13 protein-coding genes are annotated in these 14,872 nt (G+C 66.7%); 9 read left to right on the forward strand and 4 right to left on the reverse strand.

What is annotated here, in order from left to right:
* The first annotated feature begins 146 nt into the window (after positions 1–146).
* The 5 genes from Amac_RS01680 to Amac_RS01700 all read left to right on the forward strand — a co-directional run bounded on the left by Amac_RS01680 (position 147) and on the right by Amac_RS01700 (position 8,665).
* On the forward strand, positions 147–1,400 hold the full coding sequence (locus Amac_RS01680) for an ABC transporter substrate-binding protein (protein ID WP_155352483.1): 1,254 nt from the start codon (positions 147–149) through the stop codon (positions 1,398–1,400).
* A 65-nt stretch (positions 1,401–1,465) separates the two neighbouring features.
* Positions 1,466–2,353 carry a carbohydrate ABC transporter permease gene (locus tag Amac_RS01685; protein ID WP_155352484.1) on the forward strand — a complete coding sequence of 296 codons (888 nt, stop codon included), beginning with the start codon at positions 1,466–1,468 and terminating at the stop codon, positions 2,351–2,353.
* On the forward strand, positions 2,343–3,194 hold the full coding sequence (locus tag Amac_RS01690) for a carbohydrate ABC transporter permease (RefSeq protein WP_155352485.1): 852 nt from the start codon (positions 2,343–2,345) through the stop codon (positions 3,192–3,194). The genes Amac_RS01685 and Amac_RS01690 overlap by 11 nt, the downstream gene beginning before the upstream one ends.
* Before the next feature lie 17 nt (positions 3,195–3,211).
* Complete coding sequence (arfA, locus tag Amac_RS01695) at positions 3,212–4,732, forward strand: arabinosylfuranosidase ArfA (RefSeq protein WP_246268016.1); 1,521 nt, start codon at positions 3,212–3,214, stop codon at positions 4,730–4,732.
* 21 nt (positions 4,733–4,753) lie between these two features.
* On the forward strand, positions 4,754–8,665 hold the full coding sequence (locus Amac_RS01700; RefSeq protein ID WP_155352486.1) for an alpha-L-arabinofuranosidase family protein: 3,912 nt from the start codon (positions 4,754–4,756) through the stop codon (positions 8,663–8,665).
* A 100-nt stretch (positions 8,666–8,765) separates the two neighbouring features.
* Here Amac_RS01700 and Amac_RS01705 read toward each other — a convergent pair whose 3' ends face one another.
* Positions 8,766–9,722 carry an SEC-C metal-binding domain-containing protein gene (locus Amac_RS01705; protein ID WP_155352487.1) on the reverse strand — a complete coding sequence of 319 codons (957 nt, stop codon included), beginning with the start codon at positions 9,720–9,722 and terminating at the stop codon, positions 8,766–8,768.
* Between the two features lie 591 nt (positions 9,723–10,313).
* Between Amac_RS01705 and Amac_RS01710 the strand changes: the two genes are divergently transcribed.
* From Amac_RS01710 to Amac_RS01720, 3 genes are all read left to right on the forward strand, one after another.
* On the forward strand, positions 10,314–10,511 hold the full coding sequence (locus Amac_RS01710; protein WP_155352488.1) for a hypothetical protein: 198 nt from the start codon (positions 10,314–10,316) through the stop codon (positions 10,509–10,511).
* Between the two features lie 412 nt (positions 10,512–10,923).
* On the forward strand, positions 10,924–11,445 hold the full coding sequence (locus tag Amac_RS01715) for a DUF5753 domain-containing protein (protein ID WP_155352489.1): 522 nt from the start codon (positions 10,924–10,926) through the stop codon (positions 11,443–11,445).
* On the forward strand, positions 11,427–11,678 hold the full coding sequence (locus Amac_RS01720; protein WP_155352490.1) for a DUF397 domain-containing protein: 252 nt from the start codon (positions 11,427–11,429) through the stop codon (positions 11,676–11,678). Before Amac_RS01715 ends, Amac_RS01720 begins: the two co-directional genes overlap by 19 nt.
* A gap of 111 nt (positions 11,679–11,789) precedes the next feature.
* Here Amac_RS01720 and Amac_RS01725 read toward each other — a convergent pair whose 3' ends face one another.
* The gene (locus tag Amac_RS01725) at positions 11,790–12,242 is read right to left on the reverse strand and encodes a MerR family transcriptional regulator (protein WP_246268044.1); all 453 of its coding nucleotides are present in this window, start codon (positions 12,240–12,242) and stop codon (positions 11,790–11,792) included.
* Here Amac_RS01725 and Amac_RS01730 point away from each other — a divergent pair.
* The gene (locus tag Amac_RS01730; protein WP_155352491.1) at positions 12,241–12,927 is read left to right on the forward strand and encodes a methyltransferase domain-containing protein; all 687 of its coding nucleotides are present in this window, start codon (positions 12,241–12,243) and stop codon (positions 12,925–12,927) included. The genes Amac_RS01725 and Amac_RS01730 overlap by 2 nt on opposite strands.
* 173 nt (positions 12,928–13,100) lie before the next feature.
* On the opposite strand, the gene Amac_RS01735 is transcribed toward Amac_RS01730, so the two are convergent.
* Both Amac_RS01735 and Amac_RS01740 read right to left on the reverse strand, forming a co-directional pair.
* The gene (locus Amac_RS01735) at positions 13,101–13,700 is read right to left on the reverse strand and encodes a Pycsar system effector family protein (protein WP_155352492.1); all 600 of its coding nucleotides are present in this window, start codon (positions 13,698–13,700) and stop codon (positions 13,101–13,103) included.
* A gap of 167 nt (positions 13,701–13,867) precedes the next feature.
* Positions 13,868–14,854, reverse strand: coding sequence for a serine hydrolase (locus Amac_RS01740; RefSeq protein ID WP_155352493.1), 987 nt, complete (start codon positions 14,852–14,854; stop codon positions 13,868–13,870).
* Positions 14,855–14,872 lie beyond the last annotated feature (18 nt).

Genomic DNA, 14,872 nt, shown 5'->3' on the forward strand with positions numbered 1-14,872 from the left:
TACAACGTCGTTCCAACGATGGAACATGTCCTCAGCCTGACCCCGGGCAAGCAGACTAGCGCGGGGACCTGCGGCGCAACACAGATCTGATACGGCTCTGCCGTACGAATCCCCCCGGTGCTGAGCTGGGACGGAAGGTCAACCTCATGAGATCCTCGCTGAAAATCGGCACCGCCCTCGTCGCCGGACTCCTCCTGGCGGCGGGATGCGGCTCGCCCGCCACGAGCTCCGACCCCGACGCCGTGGTCGAGTTGAGCCTCTGGACCGGCTTCACGGGTCCGGACCGCCCCGCGTACGAAAACCTGGTCAAGCAGTTCAACGCGAGCCACCCCAAGATCAAGGTGACCATGGACGTGCAGCCGTGGGACGCCATCGCCCAGAAGCTTCCCGGCGCCTGGGCCACCGGCCAGGGGCCCGATCTGGCGACGCCGAACTTCGACCCCGGCGTGCTGTTCAACTACGTCAAGACGAACTCGCTGCTCCCGCTGGACGAGGCGGTGGGCGCCGGGGACGGCAAGCTGAACGCCGACACCTTCCCGGCCGCGGTGAACACGGCCTTCACGATCGACGGCAAGCTCTACGCGGCCCCGGCGAACATGGCCACGCTGGTCCTGTACTACAACAAGGCGATGTTCGCCGAAGCGGGACTCCAGGAGCCGAAGACCGCCGACGAGTTCGCCGCGGCGGCCAAGCAGCTCACCAAGACCGAGGGCGACAAGGTAACCCAGTACGGCATCTCGCTGGCCGATCACGCGACGATCCAGATGTGGCCGATCCTGCAGTGGATGAACGGCGGCGACATCGTCGACGCGAAGGGCTGCGCGACGATCGCCCAGCCCGCGAGCGTGCAGGCCCTGACGACCTGGGCCGATCTGGTCGTGAAGGACAAGGTGAGCCCGATCGGCCAGACAGGCGCCGACGCGGACACGCTGTTCTCGGCGAAGAAGGCGGCGATGGAGATCAACGGCCCGTGGGCCGCAGCCGGCTTCAAGGAGGCCGGGATCGACCTCGGGATCGCCGCGGTCCCGGTGGGCGCCGGGGGTCCCGTGACGCTGGCGTCGACGGTGCCGCTGGCGGTCGGCAAGTCGACCAAACACAAGGCGCAGGCGCTGGAATTCCTGAGCTGGTGGACCGGGAAGACCGCGCAGGCGGCCTTCTCCGACGCCTCGGGCTTCCCGCCCGTGCGCACCGATGTGACGTCGAGCAACCCGGTCGTGGCGCCCTTCGCGGCGGGACTGCCGCACGCCCGGCTCTACCTGCCCGGGCTGCCCACCTCACCGAAGATCGACGCGGACGTCTACGTGCCGCTGATCGGCAAGATCACGCGAGGTGAGCCGGTCGAGGCGGCGGCGCAGGCCGCCGCCGATGCGATCAACCAAATCACCGGCTGTACGGCGTAGCCGAAGCTTCCGGTCCACCGCCCGCGCGCGGTGGACCGGACCGCATCGTGCCTGAAAGGAATGGAATGACGACGGCCACGCTCACCGGGCGGCGCTGGTTGAACCCCGCATACATGTATCTGGCGCCCAGCCTGCTGATCATCGCGGTTTTCATCGCGGAGCCGATCCTGCGCTCCGGCTGGATGAGCCTGCACGACTGGACGGTCGGCGAGGAGACCCACGAATGGGTCGGCCTGGGCAACTACCTCGAACTGTTCGCCGACGAGCGGTTCCGCAACGCGCTGACCGTCACCGGGGTCTACACCCTGGTGACGGTAGCCGGGCAGGTGGTGGCCGGGCTGGCGCTGGCGATGTGGCTGCGCCGTACCACGTGGTTGTCGTCGCTGCTGCGATCGGCGTTCTTCTTCCCGACGGTGGCGTCGTTCGCGGTGGTCGGCGTGGTCTGGAAGTTCCTGCTCGATCCGCAGGTGGGCCTGGTCAACGCGTGGCTGGAGAAGGCCGGCACGACCGGTCCCGGCTGGCTCACCGACACCGGTCTGGCGCTGGTGACGGTGATGGGCGTCGGGATCTGGAAGGGCGTCGGCTTCAGCATGATCGTGCTGCTGGCCGCGCTGCAGGGCGTTCCTGACCAGCTGATCGAAGCGGCCAAACTGGATGGCGCGGGCCGGTGGCACCAGTTCAGAGCCGTGATCCTGCCGGAGTTGCGGCCCGCGCTGCTGTTCACCACGGTCATCGCGACGGTCACCTCGCTCCAGCTTTTCGACCTGGTCTATGTGATGACCGGGGGCGGGCCGCTGTTTCACACCGAGTCCATCGTCGCCTATCTCTACCAGCGCGGCTTCGTCGAGTTCCGGCTGGGATACGCGAGCGCCATCGCCTGGGTGCTCTTCGTGATGATCCTGATCGTGTCGATGATCCAGCTTCGGATCGCGAGGAGTCACGATGGCGGCTGACGCCCGGTCCGGGGTGGCGCGCGGGCTCCGGCGCACGGCGGCGGCCGCCTCGTGGCTCGTGCTGATCGTGGCGGCGCTGGCGACGATCCTGCCGTTCGTGTGGATGGTGGGCGTGTCGCTGCGTACACCGGCCGACCTGTACGCCGATCCCGCCCAGCTGTGGCCGAGCACGATCAGCCTGGACGGTTACCACGCGGTGCTCACCCAGTTGCCGTTCGTGCGGCTGGTGTTCAACACGTTCGTGTTCGCCGGCGGGACGACCGTGATCCTGGTCTTCCTGGATTCGCTCGCGGGATACGCCCTGGCGCGGTTGCGGTTCCGCGGCCGGCAGGCGATCTTCCTGCTGATCCTGGCCACGCTGATGGTGCCGTTCCAGGTGACGCTGATCCCCGTGTTCCTGACGCTCTTCGACCTGGACTGGCTCAACACCTTCCAAGGTCTGATCATCCCCAGGGCGACCAGCGCTCTCGGCATCTTCATGCTGCGCCAGTTCTTCCTGACGCTCCCCCGCGAACTCGACGAGGCCGCGCACATCGACGGGGCCAATTCATTCCAGATCTACTGGCGGGTGATCATGCCGCTGGCGAAACCCGCGCTGGCGTCGCTGTTCGTCATCCAGTTCATGGCGCTGTGGAACGACTTCCTCTGGCCGCTGGTCGTTTCCAGCACGATCGAGATGCGGACCCTGCCGTCCGCGCTGACCCTCTTCTCCAGCCAGTCCGGCGTCGACCACGCCGCGCTCATGGCCGGCGCCGCCATCTCCCTGGCCCCGCTGGCCGTGGCCTTCCTGCTCGCCCAGCGCTTCTTCGTGCAGGGCATCGCCACCACCGGCCTCAAATAACCAACGACAGGAATATCGTGCTCACTTGCCACGTCACGCTCGATCCCGCGTTCCGGATCGGCACCGTCAACCCGCGCCTGTTCGGCTCCTTCGTCGAGCACATGGGCCGATGCGTCTACGGCGGAATCTTCGAGCCCGGCCATGAGGAGGCCGACACCGACGGCCTGCGGCTGGATGTGCTGAAGCTGAGCCGCGAGCTGGGGGTGACCGTGATCCGCTACCCCGGCGGGAATTTCGTCTCCGGGTACCGCTGGGAGGACGGCGTCGGCCCGGTGGAACAGCGCCCGCGACGGCTGGACCTCGCCTGGCGGTCGGTTGAGACCAACGAGTTCGGCTTCAACGAGTTCATGACCTGGGCGCGCCGCGCCGAGGTGGAGCCCATGATGGCGGTCAACCTGGGCACGCGCGGCATTCAGGAAGCCTGTGACCTGCTCGAGTACGCCAACCACCCCGGTGGCACCTATTGGTCGGACCTGCGCGTGTCCCACGGCGTGGCGGAGCCGTACGGCATCAAGCTGTGGTGCCTGGGCAATGAGATGGACGGGCCGTGGCAGGTCGGGCACAAGAGCGCGGACGCCTACGGCGCGCTGGCGGCGGAGACCGCGAAGGCCATGCGGCAGGTGGATCCCAGCGTCCAGCTCGTGGCCTGTGGCAGCTCGAACGACCGCATGCCCACGTTCGGCTCGTGGGAGGCGACGATCCTCGATCACACCTTCGAGCATGTGGACTACATCTCGCTGCACGCCTACTTCGAGAAGGCCGGCGATGACCGGGCGAGCTTCCTGGCGTCCGGGGTGGCGATGGATCGCTTCATCGAAGGCGTGGTGGCGACCGCGGATCACGTCGCGGCGAAGAAGCGGTCCCGGCGCAAGCTGATGCTCTCGTTCGACGAGTGGAACATCTGGTACGAGAGCCGCTTCGCCGGATACACCAACCTGGAGTGGGCACAGGCCCCCCGGCTCATCGAGGACGAGTACACGACCGAGGACGCGGTCGTCGTCGGGTCGCTGATGATGAGCCTGCTCCGGCACGCGGACCGGGTGGGCGTCGCCTGCCTGGCCCAGCTGGTCAACATCATCGCGCCCATCCGCGCCGAACCCGATCGCCCGGCCTGGCGGCAGACCACCTTCTACCCGTTCGCGCTCACCGCCCGGCACGCGCGCGGCGAGGTGCTGCGCGTCGAGCCGATCACGCCCACTTACGACACGGCTCAGCACGGCGACGCTCCGGTCGCCGATGTCGTCGCCACTCATGATGCCGAAAGCGGCCAGGTCACCATCTTCGCCGTCAATCGCAGCGAGACCGAAACCGTCCTGCTCGAGGCCGCGTTGCGCGCCCTGCCCGGGCTGCGGATCGTCGAGCACCTCGTGCTGGGCGGCGTTCCCGGCGAGCTGCTCGAAGGCAACTCGGCGGACGCGCCCGAGCGGGTCGCGCCGCGCGGCGGTACCGGCGCCGCCATCGACGCCTCCCACCTGCTGACGGCTCCGCTGCCGCCGGCCTCCTGGACCATGCTCCGGCTAGCTCAGCCCATCGCCTGAATCACTCCGAAGGAGTCGGCCATGCGCACCCGCTATTTATTAAGAACCCTACTCATCTTATGCATCGTCGCGATGTCGGCAGCCGTGCCCGGCTCGGCCAGCGCCGCCGGCGCCAACACCATCTCCATCGACGCCTCCGCACCCGTCGGCGTGGTCCAGCCCGGGGTCACCGGCCAGATGATGGAGTGGGCGACGGACGGGATGAACGAGTCCTGGGCCGAACGGGTCAAGGACCGCTCGTTCGAAACCGAACGGGTCTCCTCCGCGCGCAGCACCCTCTACGACGGATTCACCGGCACCACGCTCGACGCTTCGAAATGGCAGCCGACCAGCCTGGACACCGCGCCCGCCGGAACCGTCACGGTCTCCGGCGGGAACGTCGCGGTGGCGGGCAGCACGCCCGGCCGGTTCGGCATCATGAGCAACACGGTGCCGGACACCCGGTATGCGACCGTCAGCGTCGAAACGAAGATCGTCTCTTACAGCGGCACGAACGCGGTCCTGAGCGTCTACGGCGGCACCGGCGCGGGGGACTTCAGCCATTTCGCCGAATTCGCCATCGAGGGCGGGTCGCTCAAGGTGTTCGCCGACGGGCAGCCCACCTGGGTCGGGGGCGCGGCGACCACACCGGCGACGTTGCGGATCGACGTCTCGGGGCTGGCGGGCTCGGCGCGTACCCTCAACTTCTTCTACAACGGCACCCTGGTGCACACCCTCTCCGGCTTCACCATGCTGCCGGGCACCTACCGTGCCTTCCTGTACGGCTGGACGGGCACCGTCACCGCCGACTACCTGGCGCAGACCCCGGACGCCACCTATGACGCCTTCGAGGGGACGGCGCTCTCCCCGCGCTGGACGCCCACCAGGCTCGAGGGCGCCACGAACGGATCGGTCTCCGTGTCCGCAGGCAAGGTCACGGTGACCGGCGGCGCGAATTCCCGGTACGGCGTGCTTTCCGACCACATCCGCAACAGCGCGGTCGACTGGACCACGATCGACGCCCGGCTGAGCAGCGTCAGTGGCGTCAACGGCCTGCTCAACATCTACGGCGGAACAGGTGCCGGAGATTTCACGAAATTTATGGAATTCGGGGTTGAAGGTGGCGTCGCCCGCGTCTTCACCAGCGACGGCACCGGCAACTTCACCGGCTCCGCTGTCAGCCTGCCGGCCACGTTCACCGTACAGATCAGTCCCTACTGGTCCAACGGACGGCTCTTCAGGTTCTTCGTCAACGGCGTGAAGGTGCATGAACTGGCCACCCGCTTCGACGTGCCCGCACCGGACTTCCGGCTCTTCCTGTACGGCTTCGGCGCCTCGACCACCAGCTGGGACTACGTGAACGTCCGCCAGGTGCACATGCTCGACCGCTGGGACAACCACTTCGAGGGCGGGCCCGGCATCAGCGCGGCCTGGACCAACTCCACCCTCGCCGGAGGCTGGGGCACGTCCAGCATGTCCAACAGCCAGCTGGTGATCAACGGGGCCGCGAACAGCCGCTACGGCATCATGTCCGCACCCGTCGGCGAGAGCGATGTCTACGACTACACGGTCGAGGCCAAACTCGACTCCGTCACCGGCGTCAACGGCCTCCTCAACATCTACGGCGGAACAGGGCGCGGCGACTTCTCGAAATACCTCGAGTTCGGCGTCGAGGCCGGCACCCTGCGCGTGTTCGGGGACGGCGTGACCCCGTGGACGGGCGCCGCGATCAGCCTGCCCGCCGTGCTGAGGATCGAGGTCGGGCGCTGGAACGGCACCGGCAGAAACGTGAACTTCTTCGCCAACGGCCGCCTCGTGCACAGCCTCACCAACACCGCGGCCGTACCCAACGGCGACTACTCCGCCTTCCTGTACGGCTTCGGCACCTCGGTCACCCAATGGGACTACCTGACCTGGTGGCGCACCGACGGCTGGACCGAGGACGGCCACGCCGACCAGGCCACCTACTCGCAGGACCGGACCGGCTTTAACGGCGCCTACGCGCAACGCGTCGACATCACCCAGCACACCACCGGCCGCAAGGGCGTCAGCCAGGGCGCCATCGCGGTGACCGCCGGCCGGTCGTACCAGGTCAGCGCATATCTCAAGCAGTCCGGGCTGAGCACACCCGTGACGGTCACCCTCGGACCGGACATCGGCGACAGCCCGTCCTACCCCGCCTACGCGAGCACCACCTTCACCGGCGTCGGCGCGGGCTGGACCAAGTTCACCGCCACCGTCACCCCGTCGACCACCGATCCCTACGCCAAGCTCTTCATCGGTACGGCGAGCACCGGCACGCTGTGGATCGACATGGTCGGCGTCATGCCGCTCGACCCGGCGGAGGTCACCCTCGGGGGCTGGCGGAAGGACTTCGTCGATCACCTGACCGCGCTCAAGCCGGGCGCGATCCGCTGGCCAGGCGGCATCATCGCCGACAGCTACACCTTCACCGACGGCATCGGCTCCCGCGACAACCGCCCGCCGATGCACTACAACCAGTGGGACGCGCTCTGGATGACCAACGACGTCGGCACCGACGAGATCCTCGGGCTCGGCGAGGCGCTGGGCATCCCGGTCTACCTGAACGTCAACTGGGGCAGGGGAACCGCGACGACCGCGGCCAACTGGGTCGAGTACACCAACGGCTCGACCGGCACGCCGTACGGCGCGCAGCGTGCGGCCAACGGACGCAGCCAGCCCTGGGCGGTGCGCACGTGGGAGATCGGCAACGAGGTGTGGGGGTCGTGGACCCCCGGCTGGACCAGCGCGGCCAACTACGCCGCCAGCTACAACACCTTCCGCGACGCCATGGCGGCCAAGGACGCGACGATCGCGTTCATCGCCGAAGGCGGTGACGGCACCAACAACGACCAGGCGTGGAACACCACGGTCCTGACCACGTCGGGCAGCCGGATGGATCACCTGTCCATCCACTACTACAGCCCGCAGCCGTTGCCGGCCCAGTACGACAGCACGGCCGTCTACCAGGCGTCCGTCGGCGCGCCGGCGGTGATCGCGGACCGCATGAACACCGCCACCGACACGATCCTCGCCAACGGCGGCGGCCGGGACATCAAGATCGCCGTGACGGAGCACAACGCGATGTACTTCAACGAGGAGCATCGCCGTACCCGCACCGTGGAAGGCGCCCTGCAGGAGGCCGGACTGCTCAACCTGTTCATGCGCCGAGCCGACGTCAACGAACTGAACGCGGCCTCGGCCCTGGTCAACTTCTGGGACGGCAGCGCCATCCGCCTGGCCAACCGGGGCAGCTTCGTCACCCCCGGCTACCTGGTGCAGAAACTGGTCGCCGACCGGCACGGCCCGCTCCTGCTGCCGACCACCCTGAGCGGACCGACGTACAACGCACCGGCCCTGGGCAACCTACCCGCGCGCGCCAACATCCCGATGCTGGACATCACCTCCACCCGATCAGCGGACGGAACGAAGCTCTACATCTCGGTGATCAACCGGGACCCGTCCGCCATCCAGACCTCCACCATCAATCTGACCGGAGCCGGAACCATCGGCTCCACCGCGACCGTGAGCACGGTCAACTCGGCCGGTTACCTGGACCAGAACACCTGGCAGAACCCGACACTGATCCAGACGGCCACCAGCACCATCACCGGAGTCGGAGCGACCTTCGACTACAACTTCCCCGCACACTCCTACACCGTCCTAACAGTCAACATCGGCGCGAGCGCGATAAGCGCCCCAATCATCATCGGCCGCGTCACCACAACCGCCGGCGCCGCAATCCCCGCAGCCACGGTCGACGCCGGCGGCGGCATCACCGGCACAACCGACACCAACGGCTACTACCGGCTACCCGCACCGACCGGCACCTACTCACTAACCGTCTCCAAGCCAGGCTTCACCACGAAGACCCGCACCAAGGTCGAGGTCTCCAGCCTCGGCGCCACTCCCCTACCGGTCCGCCTCTCCTAAGCCAGCACGCGGTGCCCCGGCACATCCCGGGGCACCGCGCCAGTCAGACGACCTTCTCACCAGATTCCGTCCCGGCGAGTATCGGTGCCTGAGATCGCTCTCAGGCCGTAAAACCGCGAGGGCGGCAGCACTGCTTGTACTTGCGACCGGAGCCGCACCAGCACCTGGCGTTGCGCTCAGGCGGCCAGCGCGTTGTCGCTCCCTGTCGATGGAGTTGGTTGATGTAGCCGTCGAGTGTTTCCTTGGGGGGTTCGTCGACGATGTCCGGGGCGAAAGCCGTGAACGAGGCGTAATCGGCGTGGCACAGCACCGCAGGGATCCCTCTGGCGGTGAAGGCAGCACTCGCCTTCTCCGTACGTGTGCGATGCTCGTCCCAGTCGGCGCCGATCCGCTCGGCCAGACCAGGCCAGCGAGTGAGAAGTCGCCCGAAGTCGGCCTGTGGCCAGTGCAGAACTCCCCCGGTGAAGATCTCTCGGACGTCGGGTTCGTCGTCCCATTCCTCCCAGTCGTCCTGGTCGACAGGTTCATCGACGGGCAATCCCATAGCCCGCTGCACTCGGCTGAGCGGAACCGCGAGAATCTCCGCCCCACGCCGGTGACCTTGGCGGAGCAGACGGTCCTGTCCGCTCAGGAGGATCTTCAACGCGCCCGCGAGGTCGTTGCCGATCTCCAACTGCTCGGCGTAGACCTCGTAGGCGGTCCAGTCGGCGCGGCCCGCTTTGACCAGCTCACGGAAGGCGGCAGCGGCTTCTTCGTAACGACCCAGCCGGTGCAGCATCGGGGGCACCCAGACCGCTGGATCCAGATACTCGCCGCGGATGCCCTCGGCGTCGGCTCGCCGCAGGACCGCCAGCGCTTCATCGAGCCTGCCGGCGTCCTCCAGGATCTCGCTAACCACCACCATCGCCTGCCCCGCGTCGAAATCCCTGGTCCGAAGGGCGGGATCTGCAACCGCCGCGAGGAACCTGTCGACCAGCGCATCAACGGATGTGCCGGAACTGATGGCACGGCGGGCGTACTCAAGTTCGCCGAGACTGACGAGGTCGTTGCTACTCACCCCGACGAGCGTAGGGCGGGTGACCGTTGGCAGGAGCCGGTTTCCCCGAGATGATCATTTATCCCCTGACTGGTGCCTCCAGGACAGCGAAGGCGAGATCCAACGAGCTGTCGGCTGGTGGGAAAAGCGAGGCCCCGTCCACTGGGCGGGGCCTGCAACCACTCGACCAGAAGCCGGTGGCGGGTTCGCACCTATTAGACAGGTCCGCATGAGTAACCGTCAAATTACCGAACGCATCTGTCCCTTTCGGTTGGATGTGGGTGGCCGACATCTCTCTCGTGGTTTCGCCGACTCATACCCTGACCTGGCTAGCTGGTTGCCCTCATGATCGGCCGCATCCGCGTTCGAAGATCCGCCGAAGGACGTTGACTTCGCTCGACTAGTACCCCTAGGCGCTGGGGGTGGTCTCGCCTTGGGGCGGCGGGAATTGGGGAGGTGGTCGGTGGGTGGCGGCGGGTTGGTTAGGGAGGTGCCGGGTGAGGGCCACTTGTGGCGGGGTGCGGCTCGGGTGGTCTGGTAAGGGGTGTCGTAGGCCCAGCCTCGGGACCTGAGACGGGACAGGACGGCGCTGGCGGCCTCCCTGGAGATGGTGTGTTCGATCATCAGCCCGCGCAGGGTTGCCGGCTGATGCGTGCCGATCTGGCCGGAGGCGATCTTCTCGGCCAAGCTGGTGGCGATCTGGGTGATCTGATCCTGTACGGGTATGCGCGGCGGCTTGGGGGTACGGTCGGGAGCGCCGACGACGTAGCCCAAACCGGGCACCAGGCGGATGATTCGCCGGTCTCGTAGTTCACGCTGGACGGAGCGGGCAGCCGACGCCGGGATGGAGTAGGCGTCCATCAACCGCCGGACGCTCGTCACCCGGGCTCCTTCTTCAAGTTCACCGCTTGCGATCTGCCCGGCCAGGTTGTCGATGATCTCCCGCCGGCGCAGGGCGATGACGGCTCCGTGTGGCCCGCCGGTCCGCGCGGGAGAGCGCGCCTCATTTCGATCGGCCCGCGAGGGTGGATCCGCTCGGCTGGTACGGGTAGGAGGGGACGCCTCGCTTTCGTTGGCCCGCGAGAGAGGAACGCGCAAGTCTCGACCGGTTCGCACGGGAAGCGGCTGGCTTCCGCTGGCAGCTGGGGTGGCGATCTCGGGAGGGATGGTTGCCTGCTGGGACCACGCGTCCGGCGTGAGTTCCGTCCGTTCGGGGGGCATCATGCCCGGGCCGGTTGGTCCCTGGGCCTGGGCGTTCCAGACCGAGGCATATGCGCGGGCCGTATTCCTCGGTCGTTTCTCGACGCCTGAATCAGAGATAGAAGAGCAGGTCGCCGCCCGGATGGAGCGTCAGCAGATCCTCAGCCGGGAAAATCCCCCAGAGCTGTACGTACTCATGGACGAGTGGGTTCTCAAGCGCCCGATCGGGAGCCGAAAGATCATGTACGACCAGCTCCGGCATCTGGCAACGGTCGCCCGTCGCCGCCGAGTGACGGTGCAGATCGTCCCCTTCGACACAGCTTGCACGGACGGTCTGTCTTCCTCGTTCGTCATCGCGGAACTTGAAGACGCGCCAATCACCGTATCCGTAGACTCCGCAGGCGAAGGGGAGGTATCGGCAGAGCGTGGAGTGGTCTCTCTGATCTTGGACCGATATGACAAGCTACGGACAGAGGCCTACCGTGCGGGTGAGTCTCTCGAAATGATCGAGGAAGCAGCGGAGCTATGGAAGCCAGAGACCTGAGCTCAACAGACCTCGCCGGGGCCGTGTGGAAGAAGAGTTCTCGCAGTGGCAACAACGGCGGGAACTGCGTCGAGGTCGCCAACAACCTCCCCGGACTCGTCGCGGTCCGGGACAGCAAGAACCCCGACGGGCCGGCTTTGATCTTCACTCCGGCGGAGTGGCGGGCCTTCGTCGGCGGAGTCAACCTGGGAGAGTTCGACCTGCCCACCGACCCGACCACAAGCCTGCAATAGCCCTATACATCCATCCGGGCGACGGCCGGTTCCGAGAATCCAGCCCCACAGAGCCTAGGATCAGCGCGAGCATCGAGACCGTGTCGGTGAAGCTGTCACGTGCCTGTCATATCACTGCGGCACGTTCGCCCCTTGCCAGTTCGCGCCGAAAGAAGACGGCTGCAGTCGGTCAGCCAGAAGTCCCTGGAAATGCGGGCACGTCATGATGTCGTCGTGCGGGCATTCCAAGCCGCCCTCGAGCATGTCGAGTGCGGCCCGCGCCCGGGCGATCCGTGCCAGCAACATCTCGCGGTGGCGGGCCATCACCTCATGGCGGGCCGGTGCGGACTGGGCGGCCAGCATCGTCCGGATGTCCGCGAGTCCGAAGCCCGCCTCCTTCGAGATCAGGATCGCCGCCACCCGGTACAGGTCCGCGTCGGTGTAGCGGCGGCGGTCGCCCGCGCGGGCCGGTGTCAGCAGTCCTTCCGCCTCCCAGTGCCGCAGCGCGTGTGTCGGCAACCCGAACTGAGCCGCCACCTCGCCGATTGACTTCATGTCGACATTAAGTCGCACAATGACGGCCATGTCCACGTTGCTTACCATCCTCGACGCCTTTGACGACCTACCCCAGGCTCGTAACCTGCGGGAACACACCTACCAAGCGCTGGGCGACACCGTCGTCGACGTCGGCTGCGGGGGCGGGCGCGCCGTCGGCGAGCTGGCCGCCCGTGGGGTGAGGGCCATCGGCATCGACCTGGACCCCACCATGATCGAGATCGCCATCGAACGCTGGCCCACAGGCGAGTTCCATGTCGCCGACGCCACCGCGCTGCCTCTCGACGACGGCTCGGTCACCGGCTACCGCGCCGACAAGGTCCTGCACACCCTCGCCGAGCCCGACCGAGCCGTCGTCGAGGCCCGCCGGGTCCTGGCCAGAAACGGCCGCGCGGTGCTCGTCGGCCAAGACTGGGACACATTCGTGATCGACTCCGACGATCCCGAACGCACCCGCACGCTCATCCACACACGCGCAGACAATATGCCAAACCCGCAGGTCGCCCGCCGGTACCGGAACCTCCTGCTGGACAACGGGTTCGTCAACGTCACCGTCGAGGTCCACACGATCGTGTGGACAGACGCCACGTGCCTGCCGATGCTCGCCACCATCGGAGAAGGCGCCTGGCTCGACGACCAAGCCGCCAGAGCACGCGACGACCGGCTGTTCGTCGCCGTCCCGATCTTTCTCTCTTCCGGAACTCGCGCCGATTGAGTACCAACTCGGCGTCGACGGCGATCGTCGGAAATGTAGCGGGCGATGCCCAGCTGTTGGGCCTTGCTCGGGAGAGCAGCGAAAGCGAAGTGTGTCAAAAGGTCCGCAAACCTTAGTCTGACGTTCCTCGAAGGCCTCCGACTCGGTGCGTCCGCCCCACGTCCAGTTGGCTATTACAGCTGGCTGCGGACGACGAGGCTGACGCCGGCGGCGATCAGTGCGACCAGCGCGGTCGAAGTCAGGGCCCAGCCGAGGTTGACCAGGCGGTGTTTGCGCAGCACGACTCTGGCCAGGCCGTGGACGTTGTAGGTGAGTGCGATGATCTCGAACTCGTCGTCGGCGGCACGCAGTTTCTCGATGACCCATTTCCAGTGAAGTGGGGCGATATGACCGAAATACCAGAGCCCTTCCGGGCGATAGGTTTCTTTGTCGCCCGGAACTATGCCCAGCTGTGCGTAATCCGTGCGGATGTTGTGGTTGTGTCGCGATTGCAAGCACGCCGTGGCGAATCCGATCGAACCGCAGAGTGCGACAAGCGCTATCGCTAGGAAGACCCACGTCTCCGGCCCGATAGAGGCACGGGATTTACGCAGCTCGGAGACGCCGCTGGACAACAAGCCGAAGGTGATCGTCGCGAACACGCCGTTGACAGTGAGGATGTGTTGTGCCTTCGACTCGGCGACCTTGTACCAGTCGATGGTGCGGTCGTACATGCGGCGCGTGTACTCCATATTGGGTGCGGACGAAGATCTTCCTTCCGGCACATCGCTCATGCGATCAGAGTAAGTCGTCGATCCCACGAAATAAATCAATCGGCCTATTTCGTCATCAAATGAAGTTTGTCGTGGTTTTTTAAGCGACGTTGTCAGCTCTTGCTTCAGGCGGCCACCGATGAGTCAGCCGAACTTCGGAATTCCTGCCAGGCGGGTCGCGCTTGGGACTACGGCGCTGGATTACTGTTCAGTGCCTTGATCGCCAGTTCGGCGATGTGCTCGACTGTGGCGATGCCGTCCGCCATGGAGGAGTTTCGCCGGGAAATGACGGCGATCAGGTAGTCGTGTCCGTCGCCGTGGATGCGGCCGATGCTGTTGATCGTCCAGCGTCCGCCGTCGGCCGTACGGGAGAGCCAGCCGTTCTTGACCGCCGTCGTGTCGTCGTTGCCGGCGGCCGCGCTGATGCCCCAGGCCTGCGCGGGGGCGACGTCGGCCATCAGTCCCAGGATGTAGCGGCGGCTTTCGGCGTTGAGTGGGCTGGTTTTGGAGGTGAGGGATCGCAGGATGCGGATCTGGTCGGCGGCGCCGGTGGTGGTCGAGCCCCAGTAGCCGCCGGGGCCGGGTGTCGTGTCGCGCAGGCCGAGCTTGCGGTTGGCGGTGGCCAGGCCCGGTGCGCCGCCGATCTGGTTCCACAGTGTGGTGGCCGCGTCATTGTCGCTGAGCGTGATCATGAGTTTGGCCAGATTCCGCTCGGTCGCGGTGATGCTCCGGCTATCTCGCTGTGCGCGCAGCAGGAGTGCGGCGAGAATGTCGACCTTGACGATGCTCGCGGTGACGGTCCGCAGGCCGGTGTTGTAGCCGTAGGTGATGCCGGTGGACAGGTCGTGGATCTGCACCGACGCCTGGCCGGAGCGGTCCTTCAGATAGGCGCCGAGTTTCCGGGTCAGCTTGGCGCGCGCCGATGTGGAGAAGGCCACGGTGGCCACCTTGGGGTCGGGAGCGGGCGGCGTGACGGACTGTGTCGGCTCGGCGGTCGTCGCCACGGCGGAGACGGAGTAGGCGTCAAGGGCCTGGGAGCGAGCCCCGGTTAACGCCACCGCGCCCGGGACGCCGGTCACGACAGTGATCACTGACGCGGCGGGCAACACCATTTTCCGCCAGAGCCCGCTCCACCGGCCGATTCCGGGGGGCTCACCCGACCGTCGAGACATCATGCAGGTCAGCGTGATGCC

Origin of the sequence: Acrocarpospora macrocephala (assembly GCF_009687865.1) — a bacterium.
In the GTDB taxonomy this organism is placed as follows: Bacteria; Actinomycetota; Actinomycetes; order Streptosporangiales; family Streptosporangiaceae; genus Acrocarpospora; species Acrocarpospora macrocephala.